The sequence below is a fragment of the Comamonas sp. 23 genome, assembly GCF_049601575.1.
Lineage (GTDB): Bacteria > Pseudomonadota > Gammaproteobacteria > Burkholderiales > Burkholderiaceae_C > Comamonas > Comamonas squillarum.
The window spans coordinates 3453705-3465526 of sequence record NZ_CP187127.1 but is presented as its reverse complement, the minus strand read 5'-3'; the positions used below and the strand labels follow the sequence as shown (position 1 = coordinate 3465526).

General features: G+C 63.3%; 9 protein-coding genes, 1 tRNA gene and 1 pseudogene. 5 read left to right on the top strand and 6 right to left on the bottom strand.

The genetic code is table 11. The features are described 5' to 3' along the window. The first annotated feature begins 20 nt into the window (after nucleotides 1-20). Nucleotides 21-113, top strand: a tRNA-Ser gene (locus ACPEE1_RS15725). 348 nt (nucleotides 114-461) lie between these two features. Here the strand turns inward: ACPEE1_RS15725 and ACPEE1_RS15720 are convergent. Further along, nucleotides 462-1430 carry a tripartite tricarboxylate transporter substrate binding protein gene (locus ACPEE1_RS15720; RefSeq protein WP_423933787.1) on the bottom strand — a complete coding sequence of 323 codons (969 nt, stop codon included), beginning with the start codon at nucleotides 1428-1430 and terminating at the stop codon, nucleotides 462-464. A 284-nt stretch (nucleotides 1431-1714) separates the two neighbouring features. Then, nucleotides 1715-3286 carry a glycine betaine/L-proline transporter ProP gene (gene proP / locus ACPEE1_RS15715; protein WP_182345361.1) on the bottom strand — a complete coding sequence of 524 codons (1572 nt, stop codon included), beginning with the start codon at nucleotides 3284-3286 and terminating at the stop codon, nucleotides 1715-1717. Between the two features lie 184 nt (nucleotides 3287-3470). Here proP and ACPEE1_RS15710 point away from each other — a divergent pair. Further along, nucleotides 3471-3962 (top strand): annotated as a pseudogene (locus ACPEE1_RS15710) (acetyl-CoA C-acetyltransferase); the annotation flags it as partial. Nucleotides 3963-4091: 129 nt separating this feature from the next. Here the strand turns inward: ACPEE1_RS15710 and ACPEE1_RS15705 are convergent. Together ACPEE1_RS15705 and ACPEE1_RS15700 are read right to left on the bottom strand one after the other, a co-directional pair. Beyond that, nucleotides 4092-4460: a VOC family protein gene (locus ACPEE1_RS15705; RefSeq protein WP_182345363.1), complete on the bottom strand. Its 369-nt coding sequence runs from the start codon at nucleotides 4458-4460 to the stop codon at nucleotides 4092-4094. A 202-nt stretch (nucleotides 4461-4662) separates the two neighbouring features. After that, on the bottom strand, nucleotides 4663-5586 hold the full coding sequence (locus tag ACPEE1_RS15700; protein WP_182345364.1) for a LysR family transcriptional regulator: 924 nt from the start codon (nucleotides 5584-5586) through the stop codon (nucleotides 4663-4665). Between the two features lie 493 nt (nucleotides 5587-6079). On the opposite strand from ACPEE1_RS15700, the gene ACPEE1_RS15695 reads away from it, so the two are divergent. The 3 genes from ACPEE1_RS15695 to ACPEE1_RS15685 are packed head-to-tail and all read left to right on the top strand — an operon-like array spanning nucleotide 6080 to nucleotide 10016. Then, complete coding sequence (locus ACPEE1_RS15695) at nucleotides 6080-6832, top strand: 2Fe-2S iron-sulfur cluster-binding protein (protein WP_198424367.1); 753 nt, start codon at nucleotides 6080-6082, stop codon at nucleotides 6830-6832. After that, entirely contained in the window at nucleotides 6819-7811 is a 993-nt protein-coding gene (locus ACPEE1_RS15690; RefSeq protein ID WP_116925268.1) for an FAD binding domain-containing protein, read from the top strand. Before ACPEE1_RS15695 ends, ACPEE1_RS15690 begins: the two co-directional genes overlap by 14 nt. An 18-nt stretch (nucleotides 7812-7829) precedes the next feature. Then, on the top strand, nucleotides 7830-10016 hold the full coding sequence (locus ACPEE1_RS15685; protein ID WP_423933783.1) for a xanthine dehydrogenase family protein molybdopterin-binding subunit: 2187 nt from the start codon (nucleotides 7830-7832) through the stop codon (nucleotides 10014-10016). A gap of 51 nt (nucleotides 10017-10067) precedes the next feature. Here ACPEE1_RS15685 and ACPEE1_RS15680 read toward each other — a convergent pair whose 3' ends face one another. Further along, a complete protein-coding gene (locus tag ACPEE1_RS15680) occupies nucleotides 10068-11039 on the bottom strand; it encodes an XdhC family protein (protein WP_182345368.1) in 972 nt (323 codons plus the stop codon). Continuing rightward, nucleotides 11026-11631 (bottom strand): nucleotidyltransferase family protein, encoded by a 606-nt coding sequence (locus ACPEE1_RS15675; RefSeq protein WP_182345369.1) that lies wholly within the window; start codon nucleotides 11629-11631, stop codon nucleotides 11026-11028. Before ACPEE1_RS15675 ends, ACPEE1_RS15680 begins: the two co-directional genes overlap by 14 nt. Between the last annotated feature and the right edge of the window lie 191 nt (nucleotides 11632-11822).

The window sequence follows — 11822 nt, the reverse complement described above, 5'->3', positions numbered from 1 at the left end:
CAGGTTAGAATAGCTGTATTGGAAACGTGACCGAGTGGCCGAAGGTGCTCCCCTGCTAAGGGAGTATGGGGTGTAGAGCCTCATCGAGGGTTCGAATCCCTCCGTTTCCGCCAAGAATCAAACCCCTGAGTGTTCGCACTCAGGGGTTTTTCTTCGTCTGGGTGTGTGCTCTTCACTCAACGCTAAATTGTTTCTTGTCGGGGTGTGGCAAGGGGGGATCGCAGCCTCGAGTGCCGCACGTGTCCGTGACCAAGCGCCAATCCATGCTTACGCGGTTCGAGATGAATGACGCCATCCATGTGCGCTGGCTTGCCTTCAGGGCGGCAGCTACACAGCCTCAGGGCTGCGCGCTGCTCAGTTCCTTATCGACGCTATAGGCTGGATGGGAAGGTGGCCAGTCTGCACAAAAGCTGATGACGGCTCTGGCACTCACCCTGGCACCTGTCATTCTCAAGCGACTCTTACTCCAACCCGATGCTCTGCACAATCGCGCCTTCTTCGGCGAAGGCCTTCTTCGCGAAGGCGCTGTAATCTTGGGCATTGCGGTACTCCAGCCGTACGCCATAGTTTGCCGCCGCCTGCTGAAAGGCGGGGTCGTCCATGGCAGACTTCACGGCGGCTTCGAGCTTGCGCACGATTTCGGGCGGCAGGCCCCTGGGCCCGGCAATGCCCAACGGCGATGGCGTCACTACGTCATAGCCCTGTTCACGGAAGGTCGGCACATTGGCAAAGGCTGGCGGGCGCGTTTCTGACGCAATGGCCAGCGCACGCAGCTTGCCTGACTGCATATGCGGTAGCACCGTATTGCCAAACACCCCCGTCTTGGTGTGGCCCGCAATTAAGGCATTCACCGCCTCGGCATCGCCCTTGTACGGCACGTGGGTGAACTGTACACCCGCCTTCTTCTCCAGCAAGGCCATCAGCACGTGATTGGCCGAAAACTTGCCGGGTGTGCCGTAGTCAACCGAGCCGGGCTGCTTCTTAGACTGATCCACAATGTCCTTGACCGATTTGAATGGCGAATCCTGCGCCACGGCCAGCAGAAAGTCGTATGACATATAGGCCACCACATAGGTCAGGTCGGCAATTGGATCGTAGGCCACCTTCTGGATATGGGGCTGCCGAAAGATAGCCACCGGGCTCAAAGTCAGCCGGTAGCCATCGGGCTTGGCATTCTTCATATCCATCACCCCCATCGACGCCCCGGCACCCGGCTTGTTCTCGATGATGATGGACTGGCCCAACTGCTTGCCCATCGACAGAGCCAGCGCCCGCGCCACCACATCGCTCACACCACCCGCCCCATAGGGCACGATCAGCACAATAGGCCGGTTAGGGTAGTCAGCTTGTGCCATGGCGGGCGCGGCAAAACCCGCAGCGCCTACAACGGCAATGCTGACTGCGACAGCGGCAAAAGTACGGCGTTGCATGGTTGTCTCCTTGCACGAAAGCTTGTTTGCACTGCAGTCTAGCGACGCCACCCCTCCGTACCCCCAACACGGGTGACAGCAGTATTGCGCCGGCGGCGGTGTCATCTTGGCGAATGGTAGTGCTCGCCGGATCTGGGTGGCAAGTACCCAGCTCTGGTGTCGCACTGGAGCCCGGGTGAGCGGTGAAAGCATGGTGAGCGGGTTCAGAAGAAACAAGGCCCTGCAAATAGGCAATTTGCAGGGCCTTGTGGTGCGATGTTGGTAGTGCCTAAGCGGTACGCTCCTCAATCCAGCCGAGGATGCAAATCAACATACTTCTGCTTGCGCAGCTCCAGCGCCGCGATCTGCTCTTGCAGCTTGGCGATCTCGGCGTCGATGTCGTCCACGCTTTGCTCGATATGGTCCAGTGTCTGGATCAGCAGCTCCTTGGCCTCTTGCCTGCTGGATGCCGCTGGCGTGGCGCCGCGCAAGGGGCGGTTGGCGGTTTCCTTCATGAAGATGCCGGTGATGATGCCGACGACTGCGACAAACATCAGGTAGTAGGCAGGCAGGTAGAGGCTGCCGGTGGAGTCGACCAGCGCAGCGGTGATGGTGGGCGTGAGGCCGGCGACGATGATGGCGATGTTGAACGAGGCGGCCAGCGCGCTGTAGCGGATGCGGGTCGGGAACATCGCAGGCAAGGTGGAGGCCATCACGCCGGTAAAGCAGTTCAGCACAATGGCCAGCATGAACAGGCCGACAAAGATCAGCGCGATCTGGCCGTTGATGATCAGCCGGAATGCGGGAATCGCCAGCACCAAGAGGCCGATCGAGCCAACGATCACAAAGGGTTTGCGGCCAAAGCGGTCACTGGCCAGGCCAATCACCGGCTGCACAAAGAGCATGCCGATCATCACCGCGATGATGATCAGCACGCCATGGTCTTCGGAGTAGTGCAGGTTGTGCGACAGGTAGCTGGGCATGTAGGTCAGCAGCATGTAGTAGGTGATATTGGTGGTCAGCACCAGGCCCACCGACACCAGCAAGGGGCGCCAGTAGCGCGTCGCGATTTCCTTGAAGGAGATGCGCGGGCGGTTCTCCACATCCTCCTGGTCGTCCTTTTCCATCTGGTCGAGCTGCTGCTGGAAGGCAGGCGTTTCTTCCGCCGCATGGCGCAGGTACAGGCCTACCAGGCCCAGGGGCGCTGCCAGGAAGAAGGGCACGCGCCAGCCCCAGTCGAGAAAGCGCGCCTCGCTCAGCAGGCTTTGCAGCAAGACGACGACACCCGCGCCCGTGACAAAACCGACGATGGAGCCAAAGTCCAGAAAACTGCCCAGAAAGCCACGCTTGCGGTCAGGCGCAAACTCGGCCACAAAGATGGCGGCGCCGGTGTATTCACCGCCGACCGAGAAGCCCTGCGCCAGCTTGCACAGCAGCAGCAGGATCGGCGCCCAGATGCCGATGCTCGCGTAGGACGGTATCAGGCCAATACAGAACGTGCTGGCCGCCATGATGATGATGGTGATCGACAGCACCTTCTGGCGCCCGAACTTGTCACCCATCACGCCAAAGAACAGGCCACCCAGCGGCCGAACCAGGAAGGGAATCGAGAAGGTGCCCAGCGCGGCAATCATCTGCACACTGGGCGATGCATCGGGGAAGAACACCTTGCCCAGCGCAAAGGCGACAAAGCCATAGACGCCAAAGTCGAACCACTCCATCGCATTGCCCAGCGCGGCGGCAGAAATCGCCTTTCTGAGCTTGACCTTGTCGACGATGGTGATGTCATGCAGCTCCAAGGTGCCGCTTTGGGTCGGGATCAGCGGCGGCGAAGGAGGCGTCGGATCGGCCGCTGTGTTGTTGTTGATGCTATCCATGCGGTTCCCCGGTAATTATCGGTCGCCATCTTCGCCAATCGCCGCCGGGCCGTCTGTAGGACGAGGGGGCTGCACGCTGCCGCCAAACTTCGCCGGCCACCCGTTATGGGTGGTTGGGTGATCTGGCTGCGCGCCTAAACTCTTCCCGAGCATCTTCTAGACAATGACGAGACAAAGGAGTCCCATGTCCGAAGCTTTTATCGTGGCGGCACAACGCACGGCCGGTGGCCGCCGGGGTGGCCAACTGGCCGGCTGGCATTCGGTGGATCTGGCCGCACAGGTCATCAATGCGGTGGTCGAGGGCGTCGATGCCGACCCGGCCGCTGTGGACGATGTGTTTCTGGGCTGCGTCAGCCAGGTGGGCGAGCAGTCCAGCAATGTGGCGCGCAATGTGGTGCTGGCCTCCAGGCTGCCCGAATCGGTGCCCGGCACCAGCATCGACCGCCAATGCGGCTCCTCGCAGCAGGCCATCCACTTTGCCGCGCAGGCGGAGATGTCGGGCGCGATGGACATGGAGATCGCCGCCGGCGTCGAATCGATGACCCGCGTGCCCATGGGCAGCCCGGGTGGCCTGGCGCAAAAGGCCGGGCTGGGCCACTACCACAGTCCCGGCATCGCCAGCCGCTATGGCGATACCGTCTTTAGCCAGTTTGTCGGTGCCGAGATGGTGGGGCGTTCAATATAGGCGGCGCTGGCCAAGTCCACGCAGCATGTGATGGTGTGCTGGGGGGCTGAATGTGCTCTGGCCTTTGCCATGGGCATCAGGCTGCGCCCCAGCCTGTGACAGGCGCCCAGCGCAGCGTATTCAGAGCACGGGCTGATGGCACACTGCCTCGATGTTATGGCCGTCGGGGTCAAGCACAAAGGCCGCGTAGTAGTTGGCGTGGTAGTGCGGCCGCAAGCCGGGAGCGCCGTGGTCACGCCCACCGGCCGCCAGCGCTGCTGCATAAAAGGCATCCACCTCCGCTCGGGTCTGGGCGGTGATGGCGATGTGCACAGGGGTCGGCTTCTGCGAAGACTCCGTCAACCAAAGCGAAGGCTTGCCGTTGCGGCCCAGACCGATGCTGCCGGGCCCCTCCATCGCAAGCCCAACGCCCAAAGGGAGCAGCGATGGGAGAAAAAAGGATTGGCTCACATTCAGGTTGCTGACACCGATGCCGATATGGTCAAACATCTCTTTTCCTCCGTTGTGATCATCAGAACGTGCGTTGCGGCAGGACCGCCTCGCAAGCCGGCAGTCTAGCGTTGTTGACGCGCTCTTGACTATAGGCGGGACTGCCAGCGGTCGGCACCAGGTCAAGATTGGCGGGGGATCGGGGCGCGAAGGGGTGCTGCGCCAGATGTGGCTGGCGACTGCGTGCAGACCATCGCCCCCGCTATGCTGAACCCGCAGCGATGGCAAGGGGCAGCGGTGTGACCCGCAGCGCATTGAGCACCAAAGAAAAGGCGAGTGAAGGCTGTCGTCGGCTGGGGTAGTACAAGTAGTATCCGGGGAAGGGTGGGCACCAGTCGTCCAGCACCCGTATCAAGCGGCCTTGCTCCAGGTGGGGGGCAAACTCGTCTTCGGGCAAATGCGCTATGCCCATGCCGGCCAGTGCTGCATCGACGATGCTGGGAGAGGTATTGAAGATGACCTGCCCGTCCACCCGAACGCTCAGCGGCTTGCCCCGGCGCTCAAAATCCCAGGTCCACAAGCCTCCTGCTGTCTGCATACGCATGTTGATGCAGTTGTGTGTGATCAGATCGCCTGGCGTCTTGGGCAGCGGATGGCGTTGGAAGTAGGCCGGCGATGCGGCGGCCGCCATGCGCAATGTCGGTCCGATGGGCACAGCGATCATGTCCTTGTCGATGGTGTTGCCAAAGCGCACCCCTGCATCGAAGCGGTCCGCAACGATGTCGCGCAATCCGTAGTTGACGTCGAATTCGACCTTGATGTCAGGGTACTGCAGCAGCAAGGGCGCCAGCTTTGGCACCAGTGTGGCGCGCGCGACATGCTCGCCACAGGTGATGCGCACCAAGCCGCTGGGCTTGTCGCGCATTTCGGTGAGCTGGTGCAGCTCGGCGTCGATTTCGTCAAAGCGATGGCCAATCGCGCTCAGCAGCCGATCGCCGGCGGCCGTGACCGACACGCTGCGCGTGGTGCGTGTGAGCAGGCGAATATGAAGCCTCGCCTCCAGACTGCTGACGGCCTGGCTGAGTGCCGATTGGGTCACTCCCAGCACCGAGGCCGCGCGCGTGAAGCTCCCCTCACGGGCGACCGTGACAAAGTACAGCAGATCGTTGAGGTTGCGTTTGACCATCGCGAAAGTGTCGCACGGGCAATTGATTAGCAAGGCTAATAAGGTCTAGAAGGTTTCATTAGCTAGTCAAAGAGGCCAGAGGATCTCAAGATAGGCCCATGGCCAGGTCTGGAAGCACCGGCGCCCGTGTACGACCACCCGCCGCACAAGCTGCGCTGCTGTCTGACTGGCGCGCCCAGCATCCAGCACTAGGATCTAACGGCTTGCGCTGCAGGTTGTCTGTTGCTGGGCAGTGGCGTCGCGCAAGCCCAGGTCGGACTCCAGCTCCATGTGCCGCTTGGGGCACTGGAGACCGGAGGTACCGCTTCTGACATCCGTTGCCCCGCAGCACGCCAAGCCCGCATGCGTCGCCAAGAACGTAGCCGCTTGGGGCCCGCCCTGCCGAATCGCAAGCGCCTCCCGGCGCGCAATCAAGGAAACCACGATGACACATTCCGATGATGCTGATTTCCCCGTCGAGCTGAGCGCCGACGAAGCAGCCTTGCTCCAAGAAATGCCGCAACTCCAGGGGGTGGGCCAGGCAAGGCGCAGCTTCATGATCCATTCGGCTGCAGGCAGTGTGGGGCTGTTTGCCGCAGATCTGCTGGCGCAGGAGGCCGCCCTGGCGCAGATGCCGCTGGCCGAAGGCGCGGCGGTGGCGCCCATCAAAGCGCAGAACGTCGTCAAGGTGGCTTTCCAGGTCAATGGCGTGCCGCAAACGCTGGAGCTCGATTCGCGGGTAGTGCTGCTGGATGCGTTGCGTGAGCGGCTCGCGTTGACGGGCTCCAAGAAAGGCTGTGACCAAGGGCAATGCGGCGCCTGCACGGTGCTGGTAGACGGCCAGAGGGTGCTGTCCTGCCTGACCTTGGCGGCGACGCTGGAAGGGCGCGAGGTGACCACGATCGAGGGCCTGGCCCAAGGCGATCAACTGCACCCAGTGCAAGCGGCCTTCATCAAGCATGACGGCTTTCAGTGTGGCTACTGCACGCCAGGGCAGATCTGCTCGGCCGTTGGCGTGCTCGCGGAGGCCCAACGCGGCCATGTCAGCCATGTCACAGGTGATGTGCGCAAAACCACGACCCGCCTGACGAACGACGAGATCAAGGAGCGCATGAGTGGCAACATCTGCCGCTGCGGTGCCTACCCGGGCATCGTCGCTGCCGTGCAAGAGGTCCATTCAGGCAGGCAAGCTGCCAAGACCTGGGGCTATGCCACGGAGACGCAAACTGCCTCGGCAGGCAAGGAGGATGGCCATGCGACCGTTTGAATATCTGCGGGTGGCCGATGCTGCCGCTGTTGCCTCCGCGATGGTGGGCGTGCCGGGAGCCAGGTTTCTCGCTGGCGGTTCCAATCTGGTCGATCTGATGAAGGAAGATGTGGAGCGGCCCACGCGCCTGGTCGACATCCGCCAGCTACCGCTTCGGCAGATTCAGCGCAGCCGCGCGGGTCTGTCTCTGGGTGCGTTGGCGACCAATACCGAGACGGCCAACCATCCGCTGGTCCGCGAGAACTACCCGCTGCTGACCCAGGCCATCGTGGCTGGCGCCTCGGGGCAGTTGCGCAATATGGCGACCAATGGCGGCAATCTGCTGCAGCGCACGCGCTGCAACTATTTCTACGACACCGCCACGCCTTGCAACAAGCGCGAGCCTGGCACAGGCTGCGGCGCGCGCGAAGGGCTCAACAAGATCCATGCCGTGCTCGGATGGAGCGATGCCTGCGTTGCCACCTATCCCGGCGATATGGCCAATGCGCTGGTTGCGCTGGATGCCAGTGTTCGGGTGCGGGCGACCGACGGGCGCGAGCGCTTGATCCCGATCACGGAGTTCCACCGTCTGCCAGGCGATACACCCCAGCGGGACAACAACCTGGAGCATGGCGAGCTGATTTTGGCCATTGAGTTGCCGGTCGCGGCTGCGCAATTTGCCCAGCATTCGCACTACCTCAAGGTGCGTGATCGCAGCTCCTACGCCTTCGCAATGGTGTCGGTGGCTGCAGCGCTGCAACTGGAGGGCGGCACCATCGGCCAGGCGCGCGTGGTGCTGGGCAGTGTTGCCCACAAGCCCTGGCGCAGCGCGGAGGCCGAGGCGGCCTTGGTGGGCCAGCGTGCCAACGAGGCGACCTTCGCCAAGGCGGCCCAGGCGGCGCTGAGCGGTGCCAAACCGCTGGCCCACAACGGCTACAAGGTGGAGCTGGCTCAACGTTCCGTGGTGCGCGCGCTGATGCGTGCTGCCAAACTCGGTTAAGGGCGAAGGAGAATCACCATGGCACGTTATCTAGGTAAAGAGACGACCCGCGTGGACGGGGTCGCCAAAGTCACCGGCAAGGCCAAGTACGCAGCTGAGTTCCAGGTGCCGCATGTCGCCTATGGCTTTGTTGTGCTCAGCACGGTGGCCAAGGGGCGCATCACCGCGATTGACACCCGCGCCGCCGAGCAGGCCGCAGGCGTGGTGCGCGTTTTTACCCACCTCAATGCCGGGCGGCTGGGCAAGGCGCCCGCTGCCGATGCCGCTCCGCAATGGGCCTGGCCGCTGCAGTCGGACCGGGTGTTCTTCAACGGCCAGCCGATCGCGCTGGTGGTGGCCGAGAGCTACGAGCAGGCGCGCTATGCGGCGCGGCTGGTCCAGGCCAGCTACCAGAGCGAGCCCCCTACCACCGCGTTGGAGACGGTGCTGGACCAGGCCAAGCCCTCGTCGGACAACACACCCCCACGCGGAGATCCGTCAAAGGCACTGCAGGCAGCGGCGGTTCAGGTCAACGCCGAGTACCACATCCCCATCAACCACCACAATCCGATCGAGCCGCATGCCGCGATCGCATTTTGGGAGGGTGACAAGCTCACCGTCTTTGACAAGACCCAGAACGTGTATGGCGTGCAAAAGCACCTGGCCGAAGGGCTGGGCGTGCCCGCAGAGAACATCCGCGTGGTGTCACCGTTTGTCGGCGGCGCCTTTGGTTCATCGCTCAAGCCCAATTACTACCCCTCACTGACAGCGATGGCGGCCCGCGAACTCAAGCGGCCAGTGAAGCTGGTGCTGACGCGCACGCAGATGTTCACCGGCCACGGCTACCGGCCACAGACGATCCAGAAAGTCAGGCTGGGTGCGGACGCTAACGGCAAGCTGCAAGCCATCATTCAGGAGGCCTTCCATAACACCTCCTCGTTCGAGGTGTTCTCGGACAACACCACCGGCTTTCTCAAGCAGGTGTATGCCTGCGAGAACCTGGACATGCCGCTGAAGGTGGCCGCCACCGATCTGGCCACCCCCACCTGGATGCGTGCGCCCGGCGCTGTCAGCGGAATGTTTGCGCTGGAGAGCGCCATGGACGAGCTGGCGTATGCGCTGAAGATGGACCCGATGGAGCTGCGCCTGGTCAACTATGCCGAGGTGGACCCGGTCAGCGGCAAGCCGTTTTCCAGCAAGGCGCTGCGCGAGTGCTACCGCCTGGGCGCCGAGAAGTTCGGCTGGAAGAACCGCAAGCCCGAGCCCCGCTCGATGCGCGACGGCAAGCTGTTGGTCGGCTGGGGCATGGCATCGAGCGTGTGGGGGGCCATGCAGATGCCCGCGAGCGCCAAGATCACCTTCCGCCAGGATGGGACGGCCACCGTGTCCAGCGCGACCAGCGATATCGGCCCGGGCACCTACACCGTGATGAGCATGATCGCTGCAGAGTTTCTGGGCCTGAAGCTGGACCAGGTGACCTTTGAGCTGGGTGACACGCGCCAGCCCCAGGCACCGGCGCAGGGCGGCTCCTGGACCACCTCCAGTGTCGGATCGGCCGTGCGCGGTGCGGCGCTGACGATCACCGCCAAGCTGCTGGATTTGGCCAACCGCGATGCCAGCTCGCCATTGCGGGGTGCCAGCGCTGACGACGTGGAGATGCTCGACGGCCGCTTGCGGCTCAAAAGCGATGCTGCGCGCGGGGTGGAGATCGCCGATGTCATGCGCAGCACCGGTACGAGCGAAATCACCGAGGTCTACAAGTCAACACCGTCGCCCGAGCGTGACAAGTACGCATCGCTCGCCCATGGCGCACAGTTTGTCGAGGTGAAGGTGGATCCCGATCTGGGGACCGTCAAGGTCACCCGGGTCATCGAGATCACCGCCTGCGGCAAGATCCTCAATCCGCTCGCCTCGCACAGCCAGGAAATCGGAGGCGTGGTCTGGGGCATCGGCATGGCGCTGGAAGAGGCCACCGAGGTGGACCACCGCACGGGGCGCTTGATGACCGCCAATTTGCAGCACTACCATGTGCCGGTCAATGCGGACATCCATGCGATCGAGACCGTTTTTGTGGAGGAAGACGACACCATCGTCAACCCGCTGGGGGTCAAAGGCATGGGCGAGCTTGGCATGGTCGGCATCCCGGCGGCCATCGCCAATGCCGTCTACCACGCCACCGGCAAGCGCATCCGCAGTCTTCCGATCACCCCGGAAAAACTGCTGTAAGCGCAGAGGGTCGGGCCGTGCACCGGCTCGCTGCGGCCAACCTGGGCGCAGTCAGGCGCTGTGTCGCAAGATGCCGTTCTTGACTGCCAACACCTCTGCCATGGCGCTCACCGCGATCTCGGCGGGGGTTTTGCTGCCAATATGCAGGCCTACGGGAGAGTGCAGTCGCTGCAGCGCATCCTCTGTCGCGTCAAAATGCTCGCTGAAGCGCTGCTTGCGGCTGTGTGCGTTGCGCCGCGATCCGATGGCACCCACATAAAAGGCAGGGCTGTACAGCGCTTCAAGCAGCGCAAGGTCATCGAGCTTGGGGTCGTGGCTCAGCGCCAGAATGCAGCTGCGCGTGTCCGGCTGCATGCTGCGCACGGCGTCGTCCGGCATCTCGGTGCTGAGCTTGGCGCCTGCCACCGACCAGGTGTCGTGGTGCTCGATGCGCGGATCGCAGACCGTCACCTCAAAATGGTTGAACAGCGCCATCACGGCAACATACTCTGCCAGCGCGCCCGCGCCGATGAGCAGCATGCGGTACTGGGGCCCGAGCGTGACCGACAGGCTCGCACCATCAAAATGCACAGCCGCCGGCGATGAGGTCTCTGCCAGGCGGACCAGACCAGAGTGGCAGTCCACCGTGCGCTGCACCAGTTGCCCGGCATCGAGGCGCTGCACGAGGTCGTCCATCACCGAGAGCGCAGGCGCAAACTCGAGCAGCAATTCCAGGGTGCCGCCGCAAGGCAGGCCAAAGCGGTGGGCCTCGTCTGCCGTTACGCCGTAACGCACGAGCTCGGGCCTGGACTGCCGCATGCAGGCGTCACCATAGGCACTGGTGTAGCGATGGACCAGGTCGTCCTCAATGCAGCCGCCTGACACCGAGCCGACACACGGTCCGTCTTCGCGCAGGGCCATCATCGAGCCCACCGGACGGGGTGATGACCCCCAGGTTTTGACCACCGTGACCAGCATCACGCGGTGCCCGCTGGCCAGCCAGTCGCGCGCACTGCGCAACACCCGTGCATCAACGTTTTCCAAGGCTGGCCTCCTGCCCAAAGTTTCCGCTGGTCAGCAGCGCTTGTGCCCGCGCCAGGTCATCGCAGGTGTCGATATCGATGGCGATGCCGGGATCATCGAGCTGCAAGGTGTGCGCCGTTCCCGCTTGCCGATGGCTGCGCACAACGGCGCTGGCCCCCGTGTCGCCCTTCAGCTGCAGCAATGCCTCACGGCATGTTCTGTCAAAGCCGACCGGGTGACCTTGCTGCTGTCCGCATTGCGGCACCACCACTGGATAGGTGGCCAGGCTCAGCGCTACCGCCATCAGGCTCTGCGTGCGAACCAGGGGCAGGTCGCCGGGCAGGATAAGCCAGCCATTGGCGTCGGCAGTCGCTGCCACGCCGCGCGCGATGGAGTGGCCCATGCCATCGATGTGGGCAGCCGGCGGGGCCGCAGCGGGGCGCACGACATAGTAGGCAAGCCCCGATGCAACGACGCTGCGCAGCACCTGTTCCAGCACCGTCACGTCGCCGAGCATCGCGTCGAGCTTGTGCGTGGTGCCGCCCGAACGCGCAAAGCGCCGTCCTTGGCCTGCGGCCAAAACAAGGACCGTGGGGCGGAGGGGTTGCAGCATTTGGCTAGACCGCTGCATATCTGCGTGGCCTGGGCGGGGGGCTGACGGCCAGCCTCCCGGCCCAGCGCGGAGCGTTGAAATCATGCGGAGGCACAGGCAGCTCTTTCATCAGGTGGGCGCGATGCATGGCGCACCACAGGGGGTTTCTTCTGCTCAATTCTCAACGAAGCCATCGCTGCAACTCATTAGTG

What these genes read in the sequence shown, in the direction of transcription:
- ACPEE1_RS15720 (WP_423933787.1), bottom strand. Translation starts at nt 1,430, where the DNA reads ATGCAACGCCGTACTTTTGCCGCTGTCGCAGTCAGCATTGCCGTTGTA.
- proP (WP_182345361.1), bottom strand. Translation starts at nt 3,286, where the DNA reads ATGGATAGCATCAACAACAACACAGCGGCCGATCCGACGCCTCCTTCG.
- ACPEE1_RS15705 (WP_182345363.1), bottom strand. Translation starts at nt 4,460, where the DNA reads ATGTTTGACCATATCGGCATCGGTGTCAGCAACCTGAATGTGAGCCAA.
- ACPEE1_RS15700 (WP_182345364.1), bottom strand. Translation starts at nt 5,586, where the DNA reads ATGGTCAAACGCAACCTCAACGATCTGCTGTACTTTGTCACGGTCGCC.
- ACPEE1_RS15695 (WP_198424367.1), top strand. Translation starts at nt 6,080, where the DNA reads ATGCCGCAACTCCAGGGGGTGGGCCAGGCAAGGCGCAGCTTCATGATC.
- ACPEE1_RS15690 (WP_116925268.1), top strand. Translation starts at nt 6,819, where the DNA reads ATGCGACCGTTTGAATATCTGCGGGTGGCCGATGCTGCCGCTGTTGCC.
- ACPEE1_RS15685 (WP_423933783.1), top strand. Translation starts at nt 7,830, where the DNA reads ATGGCACGTTATCTAGGTAAAGAGACGACCCGCGTGGACGGGGTCGCC.
- ACPEE1_RS15675 (WP_182345369.1), bottom strand. Translation starts at nt 11,631, where the DNA reads ATGCTGCAACCCCTCCGCCCCACGGTCCTTGTTTTGGCCGCAGGCCAA.